Origin of the sequence: Streptomyces sp. SUK 48 (assembly GCF_009650765.1) — a bacterium.
GTDB lineage: Bacteria > Actinomycetota > Actinomycetes > Streptomycetales > Streptomycetaceae > Streptomyces.
In genome coordinates this window covers 7457724-7478755 of record NZ_CP045740.1, presented here as the reverse complement: position 1 = coordinate 7478755, position 21032 = coordinate 7457724, and the positions used below count along the sequence as shown (strand labels likewise).

General features: G+C 73.7%; 17 protein-coding genes, 1 tRNA gene and 1 pseudogene. 10 read left to right on the top strand and 9 right to left on the bottom strand.

Annotated features, from left to right (window positions below; all coding sequences use genetic code 11):
• Positions 1-234 precede the first annotated feature (234 nt).
• Entirely contained in the window at positions 235-3495 is a 3261-nt protein-coding gene (gene fdh, locus GHR20_RS33165) for a formate dehydrogenase (protein ID WP_194859055.1), read from the top strand.
• Between the two features lie 18 nt (positions 3496-3513).
• Here the strand turns inward: fdh and selD are convergent, their stop codons facing one another.
• On the bottom strand, positions 3514-4533 hold the full coding sequence (gene selD / locus GHR20_RS33160; protein ID WP_153815284.1) for a selenide, water dikinase SelD: 1020 nt from the start codon (positions 4531-4533) through the stop codon (positions 3514-3516).
• A 34-nt stretch (positions 4534-4567) separates the two neighbouring features.
• Between selD and GHR20_RS33155 the strand changes: the two genes are divergently transcribed.
• A tRNA-Sec gene (locus GHR20_RS33155) sits at positions 4568-4660 on the top strand.
• 35 nt (positions 4661-4695) lie between these two features.
• On the opposite strand, the pseudogene GHR20_RS33150 reads toward GHR20_RS33155, so the two are convergent.
• Both GHR20_RS33150 and selA read right to left on the bottom strand, forming a co-directional pair.
• Positions 4696-6426: pseudogene (locus tag GHR20_RS33150) on the bottom strand (SelB C-terminal domain-containing protein); the annotation flags it as partial.
• Entirely contained in the window at positions 6426-7949 is a 1524-nt protein-coding gene (gene selA / locus GHR20_RS33145) for an L-seryl-tRNA(Sec) selenium transferase (protein WP_153815283.1), read from the bottom strand. The pseudogene GHR20_RS33150 and the gene selA, both read right to left, overlap by 1 nt.
• Positions 7950-8086: 137 nt before the next feature.
• On the opposite strand from selA, the gene GHR20_RS33140 reads away from it, so the two are divergent.
• Complete coding sequence (locus GHR20_RS33140) at positions 8087-8293, top strand: hypothetical protein (protein ID WP_146609768.1); 207 nt, start codon at positions 8087-8089, stop codon at positions 8291-8293.
• Positions 8294-8314: 21 nt separating this feature from the next.
• On the opposite strand, the gene GHR20_RS33135 is transcribed toward GHR20_RS33140, so the two are convergent.
• The 4 genes from GHR20_RS33135 to GHR20_RS33120 all read right to left on the bottom strand — a co-directional run bounded on the left by GHR20_RS33135 (position 8315) and on the right by GHR20_RS33120 (position 12036).
• Positions 8315-9349: an MASE1 domain-containing protein gene (locus GHR20_RS33135; protein WP_194859054.1), complete on the bottom strand. Its 1035-nt coding sequence runs from the start codon at positions 9347-9349 to the stop codon at positions 8315-8317.
• A gap of 71 nt (positions 9350-9420) precedes the next feature.
• A complete protein-coding gene (locus tag GHR20_RS33130; protein ID WP_153815282.1) occupies positions 9421-10248 on the bottom strand; it encodes a PP2C family protein-serine/threonine phosphatase in 828 nt (275 codons plus the stop codon).
• A gap of 152 nt (positions 10249-10400) precedes the next feature.
• Positions 10401-10721, bottom strand: a complete 321-nt coding sequence (locus GHR20_RS33125; protein ID WP_111582633.1) for a hypothetical protein — start codon at positions 10719-10721, stop codon at positions 10401-10403.
• 106 nt (positions 10722-10827) lie between these two features.
• Positions 10828-12036 (bottom strand): mannosyltransferase family protein, encoded by a 1209-nt coding sequence (locus tag GHR20_RS33120; RefSeq protein ID WP_243878198.1) that lies wholly within the window; start codon positions 12034-12036, stop codon positions 10828-10830.
• Between the two features lie 244 nt (positions 12037-12280).
• On the opposite strand from GHR20_RS33120, the gene GHR20_RS33115 reads away from it, so the two are divergent.
• From GHR20_RS33115 to GHR20_RS33105, 3 genes are all read left to right on the top strand, one after another.
• Positions 12281-13726 carry a glyceraldehyde-3-phosphate dehydrogenase gene (locus GHR20_RS33115; RefSeq protein ID WP_111582631.1) on the top strand — a complete coding sequence of 482 codons (1446 nt, stop codon included), beginning with the start codon at positions 12281-12283 and terminating at the stop codon, positions 13724-13726.
• Positions 13727-13886: 160 nt separating this feature from the next.
• Positions 13887-14456 (top strand): TetR/AcrR family transcriptional regulator, encoded by a 570-nt coding sequence (locus GHR20_RS33110; RefSeq protein ID WP_153815280.1) that lies wholly within the window; start codon positions 13887-13889, stop codon positions 14454-14456.
• 34 nt (positions 14457-14490) lie between these two features.
• On the top strand, positions 14491-15657 hold the full coding sequence (locus GHR20_RS33105; RefSeq protein ID WP_153815279.1) for a GDSL-type esterase/lipase family protein: 1167 nt from the start codon (positions 14491-14493) through the stop codon (positions 15655-15657).
• 229 nt (positions 15658-15886) lie between these two features.
• On the opposite strand, the gene GHR20_RS33100 is transcribed toward GHR20_RS33105, so the two are convergent.
• Together GHR20_RS33100 and GHR20_RS38200 are read right to left on the bottom strand one after the other, a co-directional pair.
• The gene (locus tag GHR20_RS33100; RefSeq protein ID WP_148025872.1) at positions 15887-16567 is read right to left on the bottom strand and encodes a class F sortase; all 681 of its coding nucleotides are present in this window, start codon (positions 16565-16567) and stop codon (positions 15887-15889) included.
• A 153-nt stretch (positions 16568-16720) separates the two neighbouring features.
• Positions 16721-17452, bottom strand: a complete 732-nt coding sequence (locus GHR20_RS38200; RefSeq protein WP_111582627.1) for a hypothetical protein — start codon at positions 17450-17452, stop codon at positions 16721-16723.
• A gap of 348 nt (positions 17453-17800) precedes the next feature.
• Between GHR20_RS38200 and GHR20_RS33090 the strand changes: the two genes are divergently transcribed.
• From GHR20_RS33090 to tgmB, 4 genes are all read left to right on the top strand, one after another.
• A complete protein-coding gene (locus GHR20_RS33090; protein ID WP_153815278.1) occupies positions 17801-18679 on the top strand; it encodes a hypothetical protein in 879 nt (292 codons plus the stop codon).
• Positions 18680-18910: 231 nt separating this feature from the next.
• On the top strand, positions 18911-19702 hold the full coding sequence (locus tag GHR20_RS33085; RefSeq protein WP_243878417.1) for a fructosamine kinase family protein: 792 nt from the start codon (positions 18911-18913) through the stop codon (positions 19700-19702).
• A 118-nt stretch (positions 19703-19820) separates the two neighbouring features.
• Positions 19821-20012, top strand: coding sequence for a putative ATP-grasp-modified RiPP (tgmA, locus tag GHR20_RS33080; protein ID WP_046416733.1), 192 nt, complete (start codon positions 19821-19823; stop codon positions 20010-20012).
• Between the two features lie 18 nt (positions 20013-20030).
• Positions 20031-21014, top strand: a complete 984-nt coding sequence (gene tgmB / locus GHR20_RS33075) for an ATP-grasp ribosomal peptide maturase (protein WP_153815276.1) — start codon at positions 20031-20033, stop codon at positions 21012-21014.
• Positions 21015-21032: the final 18 nt, after the last annotated feature.

Below are 21032 nucleotides of genomic sequence, written 5' to 3'. Positions count from 1 at the left end.
TCCGCGCGCAGTCCCCTTCGTGCAAGGCTCCCGCGCCCCGGCCGCTGACGCCGCCGTGCCCGTCCGGGGCCGTACGCGGCGGACGGGAATCGAACCCGCCTGCCCGCCCGCGACGCGCGGGACCGCCCACACCGTGTCCACCCATCGCCCCGGGGCGCCCCCACGCCCCCGGCGCACGAGATGCCGTGCCCGGGCCCCGCGCGACAATCGGGACGACGAGTGGGAGGAGTGGCCGTGGGCGTACGCACCTGGATCGACTCCTGGCCGGTCTACCGCCAGCTCACCGGGACGGACCCGCTCGGGCGGGGTGCCGCGGCGAAGAGCGGGCCCAGCAGGCGGCTCACGCCGCGGACGGCCTCGGCCGACCGGGTGGTGAAGTCCGTCTGCCCGTACTGCGCGGTGGGCTGCGGCCAGAACGTGTACGTCCAGGACGGGCAGGTCACCCAGATCGAGGGCGACCCGGACTCCCCCGTCTCCCGCGGCCGGCTGTGCCCCAAGGGCTCGGCGAGCCTCCAGCTGACGACCGGCGACGCCCGCCAGCACCAGGTGCTCCACCGGCGCCCGGGCGCCGCCGACTGGGAGCGCCTCGACCTCGACACCGCGATGGACATGATCGCGGACCGGGTGATCGCGGCCCGCCGGGAGGGCTGGGAGTGGGAGGTCGACGAGACCCGCACCCGGCGCACCATGGGCCTCGCGAGCCTCGGCGGGGCCACGCTGGACAACGAGGAGAACTACCTCATCAAGAAGCTGTTCACGGCGCTCGGCGCGATCCAGATCGAGAACCAGGCGCGCGTTTGACACTCCTCCACCGTTCCCGGTCTGGGAACCTCGTTCGGCCGCGGCGGCGCGACCACCTTCCAGCAGGACCTGCAGAACGCGGACTGCATCGTCATCGAGGGCTCGAACATGGCCGAGTGCCATCCGGTCGGGTTCCAGTGGGTGATGGAGGCCAAGGCGCGGGGCGCGAAGGTGATCCATGTCGACCCGCGCTTCACCCGCACCAGCGCGCTCGCCGATCTGCACGTGCCGCTGCGCGCGGGCTCGGACATCGCCTTCCTCGGCGCGATCGTCAACTACGTGCTGGAGAAGGAGAAGTACTTCCGCGACTACGTCGTGGCGTACACCAACGCGCCGATGATCCTGCGCGAGGACTTCGGTGACACCGAGGACCTGTCCGGCGTCTTCTCCGGCCTGGACAGCGAGAGTCGCTCCTACGACAACTCCAGCTGGCAGTACGAGGGTTCGCAGACGCAGGCGGCCTCCGGCGAACGCGACCAGGAGTACGACGAGCGCACCGGGGGCGGCCGTTCGGTGACCGAGGCGGCGCGCGGCGAGCAGCACGGCGCGGGCGGCCCGGTGATCGGCGAGGGCGAGCCGGAGCGGGACGAGACGCTGACCCATCCGCGCTGTGTCCTCCAGGTGCTCAAGCGGCACTTCGCCCGCTACACACCGGAGATGGTGGAGCAGGTGTGCGGCGTGCCGCGGGAGCTGTTCGGGCAGGTGTGCGAGCTGGTCACGGAGAACTCCGGGCGGGAGCGTACGACGGCCTTCGCCTACGCGGTGGGCTGGACCCAGCACACGGTGGGCGTGCAGTACATCCGCACGGCCTGCATCCTCCAGTCGCTGCTCGGCAACATCGGCCGGCCGGGCGGCGGCATCCTCGCGCTGCGCGGGCACGCCTCCATCCAGGGCTCCACGGACATCCCGACGCTCTTCAACCTGCTGCCGGGCTACATCCCGATGCCGCACGCGCACCAGAACCAGGACCTGGCCGCGTTCATCGAGGCGGAGGCCGCGCACAAGGGCTACTGGGGCAACATGCGCGCGTACCTGGTGAGCCTGCTCAAGGCGTACTGGGGCGAACACGCGCGGGAGGAGAACGACTTCTGCTTCGACTACCTGCCGCGGCTGACCGGTTCGCACTCGACGTACGAGACGACGATGGCCCAGCTGGCGGGCGTCTGCAAGGGCTACTTCCTGTTCGGTGAGAACCCCGCGGTGGGCAACGCCAACACCAAGCTGATGCGGCTCGGCATGGCGAACCTGGACTGGCTGGTGGTGCGCGACTTCTCGCTGATCGAGTCGGCGACCTGGTGGCGGAACGGCCCGGAGATCGAGACCGGGGAGCTGCGCACGGAGGACATCCGTACCGAGGTGTTCTTCCTGCCGGCCGCCGCGCACACCGAGAAGGACGGCAGTTTCACCAACACCCAGCGGCTGCTGCAATGGCACCACCAGGCGGTCGAGCCGCCCGGCGAGGCGCGCAGCGACCTGTGGTTCGCCTTCCATCTGGGGCGGATCATCCGGGAGAAGCTCGCCGGGTCGGCCGACGAGATGGACCGGCCGGTGCTGGACCTCGCCTGGGACTATCCGACGAAGGGCCCGCTGGTCGAGCCGGACGCGGAGGCGGTGCTCGCCGAGATCAACGGCCATGACGCACACGGCGAACCGCTGTCCTCGTACGAGCAGTTGAGGCCCGACGGCTCGACCACCTGCGGCTGCTGGATCTACTGCGGGGTGCGCGCCGGCGGGGTCAACCAGGCCGCCCGCCGCAAGCCCGGCCGCGAGCAGGACTGGGTGGCCGCCGAGTGGGCGTGGGCGTGGCCCGCCAACCGCCGGGTGCTGTACAACCGCGCCTCCGCCGACCCCGAGGGCCGGCCGTGGAGCGAGCGGAAGGCGCTGGTGTGGTGGGACGCGGACCGGGGCGAGTGGGCCGGGTACGACGTCCCCGACGTCAAGAAGGACAAGGCGCCGGACTACGAGCCGGACGAGGGCGCCACCGGGCCCGCGGCGCTGTCCGGCCGGGACCCGTTCATCATGCAGGCCGACGGCAAGGCGTGGCTGTACGTGCCGTCCGGGCTCACGGACGGCCCGCTGCCCGCGCACTACGAACCGCAGGACTCGCCCTTCCCGAATCTCCTCTACGACCAGCAGCGCAACCCCGTACGGCAGTTGCTGCCCACACTGCCCGACAACCGCTACCAGCCGAGCGGTGACGAGCGCGGCTCCCAGGTCTACCCGTACGTGGCGACCACCTACCGGCTCACCGAGCACCACACGGCGGGCGGAATGTCCCGCTGGCAGCCCTATCTGGCCGAGCTCCAGCCGGAGTTCTTCTGCGAGGTCTCCCCGGAGCTGGCGGCCGAGCGGGGGCTGGAGCACACCGGCTGGGCGACGATCGTCAGCGCCCGCGGGGTGATCGAGGCGCGGGTGCTGGTCACCGACCGGATGACCCCGCTGACCGTGCACGGCCACCGGCTGCACCAGGTGGGCCTGCCCTACCATTGGGGGCCCAACGGCTACACCACCGGCGACGCGGCCAACGAGCTGCTGCATCTGTCCCTGGATCCCAACACTCATATCCAGGAGGCAAAGGCGATCGCGGTGGACCTCCGGCCGGGGCGCAGGCCGCGGGGGCCCGCGGCCGCGGAGCTGGTGCGGGCCTACCGGGCGCGGGCGGGCATCGACGCGCACACCGGTACCGATCCGTGAGTCCCCGGTGCCGGTGGGCTATTCGAGCAGGATGGTGTGGCAGCCGTCGTACGGCACCAGCTCCCCCACCACCGGGGCGCCCGGCACCTCCCCGGCGACCAGCAGACCGCCGGAGGTCTGGGCGTCGGCCAGCAGCAGCCGGGTGTCGGCGTCGGTGGTGCCGAACCCGGTCCAGGGGGCGACCCATTCGAGGTTGCGCCGGGTGCCGCCGCTGACATAGCCGTCCCGTACGGCCTCGCGGGCGCCGTCCAGATACGGCACGGCGGCGGTGTCGAGCACGGCGGTCACCTCGGACGCCTTGGCCAGCTTGTGCAGATGGCCGAGGAGGCCGAAGCCGGTGATGTCGGTGGCGCAGCCGGCCCCGGCGGCGAGCGCGGCCTCGGACGCCTCGCGGTTGAGCGCGGTCATGGTGGCGACGGCCTGTTCGAAGCGTTCGCCGGTGGCCTTGTGCCGGTTGTTGAGGACGCCGAGGCCGAGCGGTTTGGTCAGGGACAGCGGCAGTCCGGGGCGGCCGGTGTCGTTGCGCAGCAGGCGCCCGGGGTCGGCGACCCCGGTGACGGCCATGCCGTACTTGGGTTCCGGGTCGTCCACACTGTGCCCGCCGCCGACGTGGCAGCCCGCCTCGGTGGCGATGTCGAGGCCGCCGCGCAGCACCTCGCGGGCCAGCTCGAAGGGGAGCCTCTCGCGCGGCCAGGCCAGCAGGTTGACGGCGAGCACCGGGCGGCCGCCCATGGCGTACACGTCGGACAGCGCGTTGGCGGCGGCGATGCGCCCCCAGTCGTAGGGGTCGTCCACCACCGGGGTGAAGAAGTCGGCCGTGCACACCACGGCCGTCGCCGGCTGTCCGGGCAGGGTGACCACGGCCGCGTCGTCACCGGTGGCGAGGCCGACCAGCAGCGGGGTGTTGCCCCCGGTGAGCCGGGGTACGGCCAGCCCGGCGACCACCTCCTCCAGCTCGCCGGGCGGGATCTTGCAGGCGCAGCCGCCACCGTGGGCGAACTGCGTGAGCCGGACGGTCGCGTGGCGGGTCGTGGTCATCGCGGTCTCCTCGGGCACTAGCCTGGCGAGCGGTGGAGGCGTGCGGGTGCCTGGTGGCCCTCCCGGTCTTCAAAACCGAGGTGCCCGAGGATCTCGGGCAGGCGGGTTCGATTCCCGTCCGCCTCCGCTCCCCGGCCCGGTGCGGCAGCGTCTGCGCTGGTCGTCGACGCGTTCCGTGTGCCCCCGGGCGTCCAGGAACTCCAGCAGCGGTACGGCCACCCGGCGGGTGGTGTCCAGGGCGCGCCGGGCCTCGCTGAGCGTGAAGGGCTGGGGCAGGGCGCGCAGTACGGCGGCGGCCTCGGCGTCGGCGCCGGGCCGCAGCACGATCCCGTCGGCGATCCGCAGCAGCGCCCCGGCGCGCACGGCGACGGCCAGCGTCCTGCGGTCCAGGCCCAGTTCGGCGAGCCGGCCCGCCTCGGGCGCGCGGAACGGGGTCCGCTCCAGGTCCCGGCGTACGGCGTCCACGGCCGGGGGGAGGCCGGGACGGGAGGTGCCCGCTGCGCACAACTTGCCGTGGTCGCAGCGGAGTCGGGGGGAGGTGCCGGCCAGCGCGTCGACGAGGGCGCGATCGGGCAGCCCGAGCAGCCGGCGGGCGGCCTCGGCGGGCAGGCCGGGGTCCAACGGGTGGGCGCGGGCGTGCCGTTCGACCTCGGTGGTCAGCCGGTCGCGCAGGTCGCTCCAGTGCGCCGGGTCGGCCAGCCAGTCGCCCGTGACGGGCTCGCCGGGGGCCTGGACGCCCATCGCGGTGAGGTCGGCGCGGCGGATCAGCTTGCGGCGGCGGAGTTCGGCGGCCGGGTCGGGACGGCCGGTCAGGGCGGCGAGTTCGGCGGCGCGGGCCCGGCCGGCGCCGCGCCGGGTCAGCCGGGGCGGTCGTACGTCGAGGACGGTGACGCCCCGGGGCGGCCGGCCGCCGCCCGGTGCGCGCAGCACCGCGCGGTCGCCGATCCGCAGGGGCAGGGGGCGGGCGAGGGTGAGCCGGGCGGTGTCGGTGCCGAGCGGGCGGACGGTGACCGGCACGGCGGCGGTCCCCAGGTGCAGGGTGACCTGGCGGGGCAGGCCGGCCACCGGCTCGCCGTCGATCCGCGCGTCGAGCACCTCGGTGGGCCGCCAGCAATCGGGGCTCAGCAGCACCTGCCCCCGGCGCAGTCCCGCGTCCCCCGGCCCGTGCACATTGACCGCGACCCGGGCCACCCCGCTGACGGCCGCCCGGTCCTCGTGCAGGCTCTGGAGACCACGCACCCGCAGTACGGTCGAGCCGTCCCCGGTGACCAGCCGGTCGCCGACGCGCAGGGTGCCCGCGCCGAGCGTGCCGGTCACCACGGTGCCGTGACCGTGCACGGTGAACGCCCGGTCCAGCCACAGGCGTACGTCGGCGTCCGGATCGGGGTCGGGCAACGCGCCCGCCATCCGCGCGAGTTCGGTGCGCAGGTCGTCGAGTCCCGTGCCGGTGACGGCGCTCACCGCGACGGACGCCACCGTGCCGAGGGAGCTGTCCGCCAGCCGCGCCACGGCGTCGGCGCGCACCGGTGCGGGGTCGGCGAGGTCGCCGCGGGTCACCGCGAGGACGGCGTGCCGGACGCCGAGCGCGTCGAGGACGGCGAGGTGCTCCTGCGACTGGGGCTGCCAGCCCTGGTCGGCGGCGACCACGAACAGCACGGCGGGCACCGGCCCGGCCCCGGCGAGCATGGTGGGCACGAACCGCTCATGGCCGGGTACGTCCACGAAGGCGAGGTGGTCGCCGAGCGCGTCGAGCCGCGTCCACACGAAGCCCAGATCGAGGGTGCGGCCCCGGCGGCGCTCCTCCTCGTACCGGTCGGGTTCCATCCCGGTGAGCGCCCGGACCAGGGCGGACTTGCCGTGGTCGACATGTCCGGCGGTGGCGAGGACCCGCATCAGGTCCGTCCCGTGGGCGCGGCCGGATCGTCGCTCGTGCGCACCGCGCGTACGGCTTCGGCGAGCCGCTCGTCGTCGGCCGGGGGCACGGAGCGCAGGTCCAGCAGGCAGCGCCCGGCCTCCAGGCGTCCGACGACGGGGGTCCGGCCGGTGCGCAGCGCGGCGGCGTACGGCTCGGGCAGCGAGAGTGCCGCGCTGGGCAGCCCGACGCCGGGCGCCCCTCCCCCGCCGACCGTGGCGGTGCCGGCGACGGCGCGGGCGTCGATCCCGTGGGCGCCCAGTTCGGCGGCGAGCCGGTCGGCGCGGGCCCTGAGGGCGACGGGGTCGGCGGTCAGGGCGTGGGCGGTGGGGGTGGGCGGTCCGGTGAGGGTGGCCTCCAGGGCGGCCAGGGTCAGTTTGTCGACGCGCAGGGCGCGGGCCAGCGGGTGCCGGGCGAGGGCGCGCAGCAGGTCGCGGTCTCCGAGCAGCAGTCCGCACTGGGGTCCGCCGAGCAGCTTGTCGCCGCTCGCGGTGACCAGGGCGGCGCCCGCGCGCAGCTGGGTGCCGGCGTCGGGTTCCTCGGGCAGGCCGGGGTGCGGGGCGAGCAGCCCGGAGCCGATGTCCACGACGACCGGCACGCCCAGAGAGGCGAGTTCCCCCGTCTGGGCCGCACGGGTGAAGCCGGTGACGCGGAAGTTGGACGGGTGCACCTTGAGCACGAACCCGGTCTCCGGGCCGATCGCCTCGGCGTAGTCGGCGGCGGTCGTGCGGTTCGTCGTGCCCACCTCGCGCAGCCGCGCACCGGTGGAGACGAGCAGGTCGGGCAGGCGAAAGCCGTCGCCGATCTCCACCATCTCACCCCGGCTGACCACGATCTCCCGGCCGGCCGCGAGCGCGGTGGCGGCGAGGACGAGGGCGGCGGCGCCGTTGTTGACGACATGGACGTCCCCGGCGGCGGGCACCCGCGCGCGCAGGGCGGCGAGGGCGGAGCGGCCCCGGCGGGCCCGGTCGCCGGTCGCCAGGTCGAGTTCCACGTCGGTGGGTCCCGCGGCCTCGGCCAGAGCCTGCCGGGCGGCGGCCGAGAGGGGGGCGCGGCCGAGGTTGGTGTGGAGCAGCACCCCGGTGGCGTTGAGCACCGGGCGCAGTCCGCTCGCGGTGCCGGGGAGCAGACCCAGAACCGTCTCGGTCACGTGTTCGGGCGCGAGCTCCCCGTCCCTGGCCCGCTGCTGCGCGTCCCGTACGGCCCCTTTGACGACCGCGGCCCCGAGCCGGTCCACGGCCTCGGCGAGGCGGGGGTCCCGCAGGAGGTCGTCGGTACGGGGGACACGGCGGCGGGGGTCGGCGGCGCCGGGGCTCCGGTCGGCGGGAGCCGTCGTACCCGCCGTACCGGCCGCACGAGCCGTGCCGGTCGTACCGGCCGCGCGAGCCGTACCCGCCGTATCGGCCGCGCCAGCCGTACCGGTCGCATCGTCCGCCGGGACCGCCGCCGCACGTTCCGCGCCGGTGGTGCCGTCCTCCGCCCGCGCGGTCACCCGATGTTCCATCGTGCCGTTGCCGTCCTTCCCACCGGTCCGCGCCGCCGCCGGCGGGGTCCGCCCATCGTCTCCCGGTGCCCCGGGGCGGTCCGGCGACACGCCGGGAGGGACGTTGCGGCCGCCGGGGCGGGGGTACCCGGCGCCGTATGAACGCACGTGATGACCAGCGTCAGAGCCGGCAGGAACAGCGGGACGCGAACCGTCGCCACGAGACGGAACGCCGTCATGCCGCCGATGAGTCCGGCAACTCGCCGACGACCACACCCACCCCCCGCGACGTCGCCGAACGCAGCTCCCGGAGCAGGCACCCCGAGGAGTGGGGCGACGACCAGGAGCCGCACCGGCCGCACTGAGCAACCCGGCCACCGTCCGCCTCACCGGGACGGCGACGACCGGCCCCCGGTGTCGTCGCCGTCCCCCGTCCCGTCGGCGTCCGTCTGGGGCAGGGGCAGCGGGACCTCCCCGGCGGTCAGGTGTTCGAGGACCTCCACCAGTTCCTGGCATGCCTGCTCCACCGAGCGGCGCGTGTTGCGCTGCTCGGTGATCAGGGCGGCCATCAGGAGCGCGGTGAGCGCCATCGTCCCGTTGAACGCCTGGAGCTTCGCCATGATCTCGACCGGGCTCAGCCCCTGGAACGCGCCGCTCCCGTCCGTCGCGGCGATGGTGGCCATCACGGACGTGAACAGCGCGCACAGCACGGCGCCTGCGAGCTGGAAGCGCAGGGCGGCCCAGATGATCAGCGGATAGACCAGGAAGAGCAGGCTGAGCGAGCTGTAGGCGGCCAGCGGGACGAGCACACAGGCGATGACGGTGAGCGCGGTCGCCTCCCGCCACCGGCCCAGGCGCAGCGGCCTGCGGATACCGCGCAGCATCAGCAGCAGCGGGGTGACCAGCAGGACCCCCATCGCGTCGCCGACCCACCAGGCGAGCCACACCGGCCAGAAGTCGTGGGCGGCCAGCTTGTCCGCGAGCACGAGCATGCCCACGCCGACGGTCGCGCTGATCGTCATGGCGGCCAGCGCGCCGAGGAACACCAGGGCGAGGCCGTCCCGGAACCGGCCGAGGTCGGGGCGGAAGCGGGCCCAGTGCAGCAGGATCGCCGCGCACACGGGGGCTGCGGTGTTGCCGAAGAGGATGCCGGCCAGATCGGGGCCGGGCGGCGAGATGGTCAGGATGAGGGTGAGGGCGCCGAGGGTGATGCCGGGCCAGCAGCCGATGCCGAGGATCAGCAGGGCGGCGACGGCGACGCCGGTCGGCGGGTAGATCGGGGTGAAGACGGCGCTGCCCACGGTCAGCTCGCGCAGCAGGCCGAGGCGGGCGGAGCCGTAGTAGAGGGCCGCGACGGCCACCACCTGGACGACATAGCCGCCCGGCCGGCGCAGTTCCGCGTTACCCACCACAGCAGCCATCTCACACCGCCCGGCGCGGCTCGGCGAGGCGAGAGCGTCCGTGATCCGGCCCTCTGGCCGAATGAGGGACGCTACGGCCGTGCGGGTCCGTCGAGACCGACGACGAGTACGGCGGCGTCGTCCTCGTGTCCGACGTTCTCCGCGCCCTTGATCACGGCGGCGGCCAGCGCGTGGCTCTCCAGGCCCGCGACGGCGGCGATGCCCGCGAGCCGTGTCACCTGTTCCAGGCCGTCCTCCACGGCCAGTGAGGGCCCCTCCACCACCCCGTCGGTGAGCAGCACGAACAGCCCGCCGGTGGTCAGCCGGTGCCGGGTCACCGGGTACTCGACGCCCCGCTGGACGCCGAGCGGCGGGCCGCCCTCGTCGTCGACGACTCCGGACTTGCCGTCCGCCGTGGCCCAGACGAAGGGGATGTGGCCGGCCCGGGCGCTCTCCATCGCGCCGGTGGCCGGGTCGAGCCGCATGAAGGTGCAGGTGGCGAAGAGTTCGCTGCCCAGGGAGAGGAGCAGGTCGTTGGTGCGGGCGAGCAGTTCGCCGGGCTCGCCGGTGGCGAAGGCGAGGGCGCGCAGTCCGGCGCGGACCTGGCCCATGAAGGCGGCGGCCTCGATGTTGTGCCCCTGTACGTCCCCGATGGCCAGCCCGATCCGGCCGTCGGGCAGCGGGAAGGCGTCGTACCAGTCACCGCCCACGTTGAGCCCGTAGCAGGCGGGGGCGTAGCGGACCGCCAGATGCAGTCCGGGGGCGGCGGGCAGGTCGCGGGGCAGCATGCCGCGTTGCAGGGCGATGGCCAGCTCGACCTGGGTGCGCTGGAGTTCCGCGCGCTCGCGTGCCTGCGCGGTGAGCGAACCGAGTCTGGCCAGCAGTTCGTCGCCGTCGTCGGTGGAGCGCTTGCGGGACATCGGTTCACTTCCGGCGGAGGGTGCCCTCGGAGGCGACCGCCTCCAAGGGGCACGGCTGCCCGAATCATTGGCAAACGCCTAGATTTTACCTAAAGTGACCGAACTCGGCGCGGCCCGCCGAAGCGGGCCGCTCAGCCGGTGTCCGCGCCGGTTCAGCTCGCGTCGGAGTCGATCCCGGTGATCACCGCCGGGCCCAGCGGCGCGCTGCGTTCGTCCAGGCCCGCGCCGCGCAGCGCGGAGCCCGCGAGTTTGCGGGCCTCCTCCTCGGCGTGCGGACCGGTGTCGGCCTCGATGGTCAGGCGGAGGGTGAACGTGTTGTCGTCGTTGACGTTGAGCACATCCAGGTCCTCGCTGCTGCCCATGCGGGTGCCGTGCGGGTCCACGGGGCGCAGCGCCCGGGTCAGGCGGCTCCGGGTGTCCGCGCCGACCCCGGCGGTGAAGGTGCCGGGGACGCTGATCAGGTAGGTCGTCATGTCGGTCCTTTCCTCGGGCGTCCCCTCGACTACCCCGTTTCCCGGCGTTCGCACGGGGTGTTCCGGGTGACCGGCTTCTTACGGACTCCTCACCGCGGTCACGCGCTCACAGCGGGGAGTGGGCCACCGCCGTGACGTAGGCGCCGAAGAACAGGGACACCAGGGTGAGCGCGCCGTAGACGAGGAGCGCCTGGACCCGCCGCACCCGCCAGGTCCGGACGAGGGCGCGGGCCATCGGGATGAGCAGGGGGAAGGCCGGGAGCAGGAAGCGGGGCTTGGAGGAGAAGGACCCCGAGCCGCCGAGCACGAGCAGGATCAGCACCCCGGAGAAGACGAGCAGGACCAGCGGGGGGCGGTCCAGGCACAGCAGGGCGAACAGCAGCACCCCGGTGGCCACGACCAGCAGCGCGACCGTGTAGACGACTCCGCCGCCGTGCAGCAGCAGCGCCTTGACGAAGCGGGCCGCGCCGACGCCGAAGTCGAAGCGGGAGTCCCAGGCGCTCTGCACCTTGAAGTAGCCGCCGAACAGATTGCCGACCTGGGTGCCGACCCACAGCACATAGCCGAGGAAGCCCAGCGGGGCGAGGACGGCCCCGGCCCACAGCCGCCAGGAGACCCGGCCGCGCCCGCGCCACGCCTCGTACACGGCGGCGAGGGCGACGGCACCGGCCACCGCGAAGCCGCTGGGCCGGGCGAGACCCGCGAACGCGGCCAGCGCCCCGGCCCACAGCCAGCGGCCCTTGAGCACGCAGTACAGGGACCAGATGGCGAGCGCGGCGAAGAGCGACTCGGTGTAGGCGATGGTCAGCTCGACGGCGTGCGGCATGACCGCCCACAGGCCCACCAGCGCGGTGGCCACGCCCCGGCCGTGGAGCAGATGCCCGATGGCGTAGACGCCGTACGCGGCCACGCCCGCGGCGAGCCAGGAGATGAGCAGCGCGGCCTGGCCCGGGGTGAGCGGCAGCACCGTGGTGAGCGCTCGGATGAGCGCCGGATAGAGGGGGAAGAACGCCCAGTCGGTCTGCACGGCGCCCTGCGGGGTGATCCACATCTTGTGGCCGTAGCCCTGGGCCGCGATGTGCAGGTACCAGCGGGAGTCCCAGGAGTGGGCGAGGGTCCGGACGAGCGGGTGTCCGCGCAGGGCGTTGGCCAGGATCACCGCGAGTATCCCGGCGAGCCGGACGCACGCGAACAACGCGAGGGCCGGTACCGCCCCTTCGGGGATTCCGCGGCGGGCGATCCGGGGCAGATCGAAGCGGCCTGCGGGGCGGGACGGGGCGGCCGGTTCGGGCCGGGGAACGGAGGAGGTGCTCACGTTGCTGACCTTGGGCACACCGGGTAAGACGTGCAATCCACGACTCGGGTTTCTTACGTACTTCCACCCTGAATCAGGAATTGGTCAAGAAATCGGTGTAAGTCCCTTACAGGCCCCTCCCCTACGGGTCGAACTCGCCTTCGGGAACTCGCCCTCGGGCACCCCCCTGAGGACCCCCCGAAGTGCCCACGTAAGGTGTGGTTATCATATGAGCGCTGCCTAGCTCGAAAGATGGACCGGACCTGTGACTGTCAACGACGACTCGTTCACCAACTGGAAGAACCGCGAGGAGATCGCGGAGTCCATGATCCCGCTCATCGGGAAGCTGCACCGCGAGCGGGACGTGACCGTCCTGCTGCACAGCCGCTCCCTGGTGAACAAGTCGGTGGTCAGCATCCTCAAGACGCACCGCTTCGCCCGGCAGATCGCCGGCCAGGAGCTGTCCGTCACCGAGACGATGCCCTTCCTGAAGGCCCTGACCGCCCTGGACCTCGGCCCCTCCCAGATCGACCTGGGCATGCTCGCCACCCTCCACCAGGCCGACGAACGCGGCCTGAGCGTCGAGGAGTTCACCGCCGAGGCGGTCGCCGGCGCCACCGGCGCCGACAAGATCGAGCGGCGTGAGCCGCGCGATGTCGTGCTGTACGGCTTCGGCCGCATCGGCCGCCTCGTGGCCCGCCTGCTGATCGAGAAGGCCGGCTCCGGCAACGGGCTGCGCCTGCGGGCCATCGTGGTGCGCGGCGGCGGCGCCCGGGACATCGTCAAGCGCGCCTCGCTGCTGCGGCGCGACTCGATCCACGGCCAGTTCCAGGGCACCATCACGGTGGACGAGGAGAACAGCACGATCATCGCCAACGGCAATGCCGTCAAGGTGATCTACGCCGACGACCCGTCGCAGGTGGACTACACCGAGTACGGCATCCGCGACGCCATCCTCATCGACAACACCGGCAAGTGGCGTGACCGCGCGGGTCTGTCCGAGCACCTGCGTCCCGGTATCGAGAAGGTCGTCCTGACCGCGCCGGGCAAGGGCGACGTCCCGAACATCGTGCACGGCGTCAACCACGACACCATCAAGCCGGACGAGCAGATCCTGTCCTGCGCCTCCTGCACCACCAACGCGATCGTCCCGCCGCTGAAGGCCATGGACGACGAGTACGGCGTGCTGCGCGGCCACGTGGAGACGGTCCACTCCTTCACCAACGACCAGAACCTGCTGGACAATTACCACAAGGCCGAGCGCCGCGGCCGCTCCGCGCCGCTGAACATGGTGATCACCGAGACCGGTGCCGCCTCGGCCGTGGCGAAGGCGCTGCCCGACCTCAAGGCGCCGATCTCCGGCAGCTCGATCCGCGTCCCGGTGCCGGACGTGTCGATCGCGATCCTCAACCTCCAGCTGGCCCGTGAGACCACCCGCGAGGAGGTCCACGACTACCTGCGCGACGTCTCGCTGACCTCGCCGCTCAAGCGCCAGATCGACTTCACCACGGCGCCCGACGCGGTCTCCAGCGACTTCATCGGCTCGCGCCACGCCTCGATCGTGGACGCCGGCGCGCTGAAGGTCGACGGGGACAACGCGATCCTCTACCTCTGGTACGACAACGAGTTCGGCTACTCGTGCCAGGTCGTCCGGGTCGTGCAGTACGTGTCGGGCGTGGAGTACCCGACGTACCCGGCGACGGCGGTCTGACCCGCCCCTCGCCTGCGGCGCCTTCGCGGCCGCCGACCGGAGTCCCCGGTCGGCGGCCGTTCGCGTTGTCGCGCACCCTCAGTACACCTTCACCCATTAGTCGTTTGCCTAAAAGCTTTAGGAAGACGCATAATCCTTGTCGGCAATAGGGAGGAAGCTGATGGTGCGTGCGGGACTGACCACCGAGCGGCTGGTCCGCGCGGGCGCGGAGCTGGCCGACGAGGTGGGCTTCGACCAGGTGACCGTGTCGGCGCTGGCCCGGCGGTTCGACGTCAAGGTCGCGAGCCTGTACTCGCACCTGCGGAACTCCCAGGACCTCAGGACACGGATCGCGCTGCTCGCCCTCGCGGAGCTGGCCGACCGTGCCGCCGAGGCGCTCGCCGGGCGCTCCGGCAAGGACGCGCTCGGCGCCTTCGCGGACGTCTACCGCGACTACGCCCTCGCCCACCCCGGCCGCTACACGGCGGCCCGGTACCCGCTGGACCCCGAGACGGCCGCCGCGAGCGCGGGCCCCCGGCACGCCCAGCTGACCCGGGCGATCCTGCGCGGCTACGAGCTGCCCGAACCCGAGCAGACCCACGCGGTGCGCCTGCTGGGCAGCGTCTTCCACGGCTACGTCAGCCTGGAGACGGCCGGCGGTTTCGCGCACAGCGCCCCCGACTCCCAGGAGTCCTGGACGCGGATCGTGGACGCCCTGGACTCCCTGCTGCGCAACTGGCCCACCCGCTGAGCCGACGTCTCCCCACGAAACACAGGCCGACATCATGCACACCACCGATCTCACCGCCGACCTCGTACGCGGCGCCCTCGACCTCGAACGCACCGAGCGAGGACTGCTGCCGCACCGGCTGCCCGCCCGGGCCCGCGCGCAGTGCGCCGACCCGCAGCTCGCCCTGGCCGAGTCGCAGCCCGCCGGGGTACGGCTGGTGTTCCGCACCCGGGCCACCGCCATCGAGCTGGACACCGTGCCGACCAAGCGGGTCTACACCGGTGTCCCGCCGCGCCCCGACGGGGTGTACGACCTGCTGGTGGACGGACGTCCGGCGGCCAGCGCCATCGCGGCCGGGGGCGACGTCCTCACCATCGACATGGCCGCCGGGAGCGCGGAACACACGCCGGGTCCGGTCGCCACCGTACGGTTCACCGGGCTGCCGGACGCGGCCAAGGACGTGGAGATCTGGCTGCCGCACAACGAGCGGACCGAGCTGGTCGCGCTGCGCACCGACGCCCCGGTGACGGCCGTGGCGGACCGGGGCCGCAAGGTCTGGCTGCACCACGGCAGCTCGATCAGTCACGGCTCCGACGCCGCGAGCCCCACCACCACCTGGCCGGCGCTGGCCGCCGCCCTCGGCGGGGCCGAGCTGATCAACCTGGGCCTCGGCGGAAGTGCGCTGCTCGACCCGTTCACCGCCCGCGCGCTGCGGGACACCCCGGCCGATCTGATCAGCGTCAAGCTGGGTATCAACGTCGTCAACAGCGATCTGATGCGGCTGCGCGCCTTCGGTCCCGCGGTGCACGGCTTCCTGGACACCATCCGCGAGGGGCACCCGGACACTCCGCTGCTCGTCGTCTCGCCGGTGCTGTGCCCGATGCACGAGGACACGCCGGGGCCCACGGCCTGGGACCTCGCCGCGCTCGCCGAGGGCCGGCTCGCCTTCCGGGCCTCCGGGGACCCGGCGGAGACGGCGGCGGGCAAGCTCACGCTCGGTGTCGTCCGGGCGGAGCTGGCGCGGATCGTGCGGGAGCGGGCGGCCGGGGACGAGCAGCTGTTCCACCTCGACGGGCGCGAGCTGTACGGCGAGGCCGACTTCGCCGAGCTCCCGCTGCCGGACGGGCTCCACCCGGACACGGCGGCGCATCGCAGGATCGGCGAGCGGTTCGCGGCGGTGGCCTTCGGCCGGGGCGGGGCGTTCTCGTCCCGGCGGGGGTGAGGGGTGGGGGCGGCCGGGGGTGAGGGCGCGGTTCGTGGATGCGTGCGGGTGCGGGTGCGGTTCGTGGATGGGTGCGGGTGCGTCGTGGCCGATCGCGCAGTTCCCCGCGCCCCTCAGGGAATCACCCTGCCGCCCGCCGCAAGGCGCCGCCGAGATGCGGTCCGTCGACGCCTGCGGGTCCGTCCTGGCCGGTCGCGCGGTTCCCCGCGCCCCTCAGGGGCTTGGGTGGTCACACGAGGTGGGCGAAGACCACCAGGTTGTCGGTGTAGTCCTTGGCCGTGTGGTCGTAGTCGCCCGCGCAGGTGATGAGGCGGGCCTCGGGGCGGGCCGTGTCGGCGTAGACGCGGTCGCTCGGGAAGTCGTCCTTCGCGAAGGTCTCGGCGCTGTCCACCACGAAGTCCGCGGTCCGCCCGTCGGCGCGCTCCACGGAGAAGTGGTCGCCGGTGTCCAGCTGGTCGAGGTTGACGAAGACGGCCGCCGAGACCTTGGTGTCCACGTGCCCGGCGATGATGGCGGTGCCCTTCTCGCCGGGCGCCGCGCCCTTGGCGTACCAGCCGACGAGATTGGTGTTCGCCGCGGGCGGCGGCTGGAGCTGTCCCGTGGAAGCGAGGGTCAGCTCGGTGAAGGGGGCGTCGACGCCGATCTTCGGGATGACCAGCCGGGTCGGCTCCGACCGGGGCAGCCCGACGGCCACCGGGGCCCGCTCCGTGGAGCCGGCCCCGGAAGAGCTGGCGCCGGAGGCCGGGGTCGCCCGCGGTGCCGGGAACGATCCGTGATGCCCGCCGCCGAACATGCTGACGGCGAGGAAGAGGATCGCCACCCCCCAGAGCACCAGCCGCCCGCCACGAGCGGCGCCCGACGTGTCCGGCTCGGGTTCGGGGGGCTGCGCGGAGGACGGATCCGCTGCCATCGGACATCACCTCACTGGGACACGGCGGTACGGGACGGGTGGTACGGAATGGGTGGTCACAGCGGGGGTTCGCCTCCCAGGGGGGCCGCACCCGCCCGCGAGGGGCACGCGCCGCCGGCGCTCGCAGCGCGCCGGCGGCGTCCGTAGCCCCGGTCAGGACGCCGGCTGCGCGGCCTTCTTGCGGCGCAGTGCGTACATGCCGGCCGCGCCGACACCGAGCACCGCGAGGCCGCCCGCGGTGACACCGGGATCGGCGAGCGCGCCGCCACCGGTGTGCATGCCGCCGCGCGGCTTGCCGCCGCCGCTGTCGGAGCCGCCGCCCCAGCCGCTGCCGCTGTCGTCGCCGCCCTTGCCGCGACCACCGCCGCCACCGCTGTCGTCGTCGCCACCCTTGCCGCGACCACCGCCACCGCCGCTGTCGTCGTCGCCACCCTTGCCGCGACCGCCACCGCCACCGCTGTCGTCGTCGCCACCCTTGCCGCGACCACCGCCACCGCCGCTGTCGTCGTCACCGCCCTTCCCGCGACCGCCACCGCCGCCGCCCTCGTCGCTGCCGCCCTTGCCCCCGCCGTCCTCCTGGTAGGACTCGGGGTCGAACCGGATGTCACCACTGCTGTCGTTACGCAGCACGGTGGCGAGCGCTCCGCCACCCGTGTGCATTCCGCCGCGGGGCCGGTCGTGTCCGCGGTCGTTGTCGCCTCCGCTGCCGTTGTCTTGGTCCCGGTCGGAGCCCTTGTCGCGGTCACCGCCGGAGTCGCTGCTGTGCGAGGAGTCCCCACGGCCCGAGTCGTGCCCGGCCGGGACCGCGAACGCGGCGCCGGGCGTGCCGAAGGCCAGGGCGGCCGCGGCGGCTGCCGTGGCCAGGAGGGTACGGGCAGAACGCATCGTGTTGTCCTTCCGCCATGACCGGGCAGCGGACGCCTCATCAGCTGGATGGACCCGGTCTCGACATGAACCACCGTCAGTGAGGCCCCCGGCTCCCACCATCCGAGCCGCCCAGCCGTGTCAACGGCCCACCCGTCTGCCCCAGTGCGGGCGGCTCCGGACCCCCCGTCCGGTCCAATCCGCGCCCCCGCCGCCGCATCCCGCCGGGGAGAGGCCGCGGCGAGGCCGGGAAGAGGTGCGCGAGGTGCGTCACCCGCCCTTGTGTTATGACAGTGGTCATAGCGCAGTCCGGTGCCGGACGGCACGACGGCAAACGGCCGGTGGCGGCCGAGGCGGTGGGAGGCGGCAGTGGCGGACGGAATGGCGCGGGCCCTGTGGGAGCGCTACGAACCCGTGCACGACCTGGTGTACTTCGCGCCGCAGGCGCACCGGGCCGCGGCGGAGCTGGGGCTGCGCGGCTACTGGATGGGCTACTTCGCGCTGCGGGCCGCCCCGCTCGGCCCGGTCTCCCCCGCCGTCGTGACGAGCGGCTTCTACGTCTTCCACCCCGCCCGGGTGGCCAGGGCGCTGCCGGACGCCTGGGGATACGCGACTCCCGCGCGGGTCCTCGCGGCCCGCGAGGACGCCATGGACGCGGCGATGACCGAGCTGTACGGACCGGAGGTCACCGGCTCCGCCGAGTTCACCGAGGCCGCCGATCTCGCCTGGCGGGCCGCGGCGGCCGCGGACACCGCGGGCCGGGTGCTGGCCGCCGCCAACCAGGCGCTGGAGCGTCCGGAGCGGCCCACGGCCCGGTTGTGGCAGGCGCTGACGACCCTGCGCGAGCACCGGGGCGACGGGCATGTCGCGGTGCTGGTGGGCCGGGGGCTCGGGCCGGTCGAGGCCATGGTGCTCAAGGCGGCCGCCGGCGAGTCGGACGAGGGCTTCCTGCGGGAGACCCGCAAGTGGGAGCCGGGCGACTGGACGGCGGCCGGGCTCCGGCTGCGGGAGCGCGGGCTGCTCGCCGAGGACGGATCGCTCACCGCCGCCGGAGTGGCGGCGCGCGCGGAGGTCGAGGCGCTGACCGACGCGGCGGCCGAGAGCCCCTGGCGCGCCCTCGGCCCGGACCGCACCGCCCGGCTGGCCGCGCTGCTGGATCCGCTGGCCCGCGCGGTGGGGGACTCGGATCTGCTGCCGCCCGGCAACCCGGTGGGGCTGCCGCCGCGTTCCACCCCGGTCGGCGACTGACGGTACGGCGGGCGCCTCGTGTGGCCACTTGGCGCACTCCCGCCGCCCGCGCGGCGCCCACCCGTGCACGGGACCCCGCCGAATGGCTGAAAAGCGTCGTAGTAACGGTCGAAGTAGCCTCTCCTGACCTGGTGTTGTGCGCCGTACCCTGAAGCCGTGGTCACGCGAGACGAGGATCCTGGACAGGCGGCGTCCCGGCTCACCGGGCGCCCGGTCGACGCGGCGCCGGGGATGTCCGGGTCGCCCGTGGAGGTACTGCTGGCCGACGGCACCCCGGTGATGGTCAAGCGCGCCGACGCCCCCGGCGCGGTCCGCGCGGAGGTGGCGGGGCTGCACTGGCTCGCCGCCGCGGGCGCCGTCCGGGTGCCGGAGGTGCTCGGGCACGACGAGCGCTGGATGGTCACCGAGCGGGTGGCGACCGGGAATCCCGACGCGAAGGCGGCGCTCCGTTTCGGTCAGGCCCTCGCGGCCCTGCACGCGTCCGGCGCGCCCCGCTTCGGGTCGGCGCCGCCCGGCGGGCCGCGGGACGCGTACATCGGGCTCGCGCCCATGCGCAACGCCGAGGGCACCGAGTGGTCCGGCTGGTACGCCGAGCACCGGGTGCTGCCGTATGTGCGCGGCGCGGTCGAGCGCGGGACGCTGCGGCCGGGCGAGGCGGCGGTGTTCGAGCGGCTCTGCGCCCGGCTGCCGGAGCTGGCGGGGCCCGCGGAGCCGCCCGCGCGGCTGCACGGCGACCTGTGGAACGGCAATGTGCTGTGGGGCACCGACGGCGAGGTACGGCTCATCGACCCGGCCGCGCACGGCGGACACCGGGAGACCGACCTGGCGATGCTTCACCTCTTCGGCTGCCCGCACCTCGGCCAGGTCCTCGCGGGGTACCGGGAGTCGGCGCCGCTCGCCGACGGCTGGCGCCAACGCGTCGGCGTCCACCAGCTCTTCCCGCTCCTCGTGCACGCGGTGCTGTTCGGACGCGGATACGCGGAGCAGGCACTGTCCGTGGCGCGCGGGGCACTCGCTGTGTGAGCGGGGCGTCCGGCACCGCGGCGGAACGCACCCGTCCGCGTCATGGTCACGCAGCGTAAGGAAACCAATCACCCGTTCGAATCGTATAAGGACGTGAAAGCCGAACCAGGGAGAGACCATGCAACCGTTCACGCTCAACTACGCGCGCCCGGCTGTGCAGTTGGAAGTAACCGTTCCGTACGCGTACGACTCCGGACTGCAGTTGAACGTGCTCCCGGACGGGCGGATCGCCGCGACGGACCACGCGACCCTGCGTGCGCTGGGGACCACGACCTCGACCGCCGGTTCCAAGACGCACTTCGACGACTGAACCACGGACCCGCAGACGATGACCGTGCTCATCCTGACCAGTGAAGAAGACGTGACGGCGGACATGGTGGTCCTCCGCCTCCGCGAGGCCCAGGTGCCCGTCGTCCGGCTCGACCCCGCCGATCTGACCGCCGGGGTCGCGCTGTCGGGCGAGTACGCGCACGGCACCTGCCAGGGGCAACTGTCCGTCGGCGGGCGTCTGGTGGACCTGGACGGGCTGCGCTCCATCTGGGTGCGCAGGCCCGGGGCGGCGGCCTCGCGCGCCGCCCAGCCGTCCGCCTGGCTGACCGAGGAGTCCGCGCAGGCGCTGTACGGCATGCTGCGCTGCACCGGCGCACGCTGGATGAACCATCCGGACGCCGCCCGCCGCGCCCGGTACAAGCCCTGGCAGCTGCGGCACGCCCAGCACAGCGGACTCGCGGTGCCGCCCACCCTGATCACGACGTTCCCGCGGGCGGCGCGGGAGTTCGCGGAGCGTCACCCCGACCTGGTGGTCAAGCCGGTCTCCGGGGCGCATCCGCAGGAGCCGCCGCGGGCGGTGCCGACGAGCAGGGTGGCGCCGGACACGGACTTCTCGGCGGTCGCCTTCGGGCCGACGCTGCTCCAGCGACGCGTGGTGAAGCGGGCCGACATCCGGCTCACCGCCGTCGGTGACACCCTGCTGGCGGCCCGCAAGCCGGTGGCCCCGGACGCCCATCCCGACGACGTGGACGTGCGGTTCGCCCCCTCCGTGTCACCGTGGCTGCCGGTGGCGGTGCCCGCGCGGGTCGCCGAGGGCGTCCTGCGCTATCTCCGCGGGGCGGAACTGGCGTACGGTGCGTTCGACTTCGCGGAGGACGCGGACGGCGTCTGGTGGTTCCTGGAGTGCAACCAGTCCGGACAGTTCGGGTTCGTGGAGATGGACACCGGGCAGCCGATCGCCGCCACCATCGCCGAATGGCTCACGGGGGACGGGCTGTCGGCGGACGGATGCGCCGACGCGGCCACGGGCGCGGGCTGTTGAGGACACGGGGACCGGTTC

Coding starts and splice junctions, on each gene's coding strand:
- GHR20_RS38200 (WP_111582627.1), bottom strand. CDS start 17,452: ATGCGTTCTGCCCGTACCCTCCTGGCCACGGCAGCCGCCGCGGCCGCC.
- GHR20_RS33110 (WP_153815280.1), top strand. CDS start 13,887: ATGGTGCGTGCGGGACTGACCACCGAGCGGCTGGTCCGCGCGGGCGCG.
- GHR20_RS33130 (WP_153815282.1), bottom strand. CDS start 10,248: ATGTCCCGCAAGCGCTCCACCGACGACGGCGACGAACTGCTGGCCAGA.
- GHR20_RS33140 (WP_146609768.1), top strand. CDS start 8,087: ATGAACGCACGTGATGACCAGCGTCAGAGCCGGCAGGAACAGCGGGAC.
- selA (WP_153815283.1), bottom strand. CDS start 7,949: ATGGAACATCGGGTGACCGCGCGGGCGGAGGACGGCACCACCGGCGCG.
- tgmA (WP_046416733.1), top strand. CDS start 19,821: ATGCAACCGTTCACGCTCAACTACGCGCGCCCGGCTGTGCAGTTGGAA.
- GHR20_RS33085 (WP_243878417.1), top strand. CDS start 18,911: ATGTCCGGGTCGCCCGTGGAGGTACTGCTGGCCGACGGCACCCCGGTG.
- GHR20_RS33105 (WP_153815279.1), top strand. CDS start 14,491: ATGCACACCACCGATCTCACCGCCGACCTCGTACGCGGCGCCCTCGAC.
- GHR20_RS33135 (WP_194859054.1), bottom strand. CDS start 9,349: ATGGCTGCTGTGGTGGGTAACGCGGAACTGCGCCGGCCGGGCGGCTAT.
- selD (WP_153815284.1), bottom strand. CDS start 4,533: ATGACCACGACCCGCCACGCGACCGTCCGGCTCACGCAGTTCGCCCAC.
- GHR20_RS33100 (WP_148025872.1), bottom strand. CDS start 16,567: ATGGCAGCGGATCCGTCCTCCGCGCAGCCCCCCGAACCCGAGCCGGAC.
- tgmB (WP_153815276.1), top strand. CDS start 20,031: ATGACCGTGCTCATCCTGACCAGTGAAGAAGACGTGACGGCGGACATG.
- GHR20_RS33125 (WP_111582633.1), bottom strand. CDS start 10,721: ATGACGACCTACCTGATCAGCGTCCCCGGCACCTTCACCGCCGGGGTC.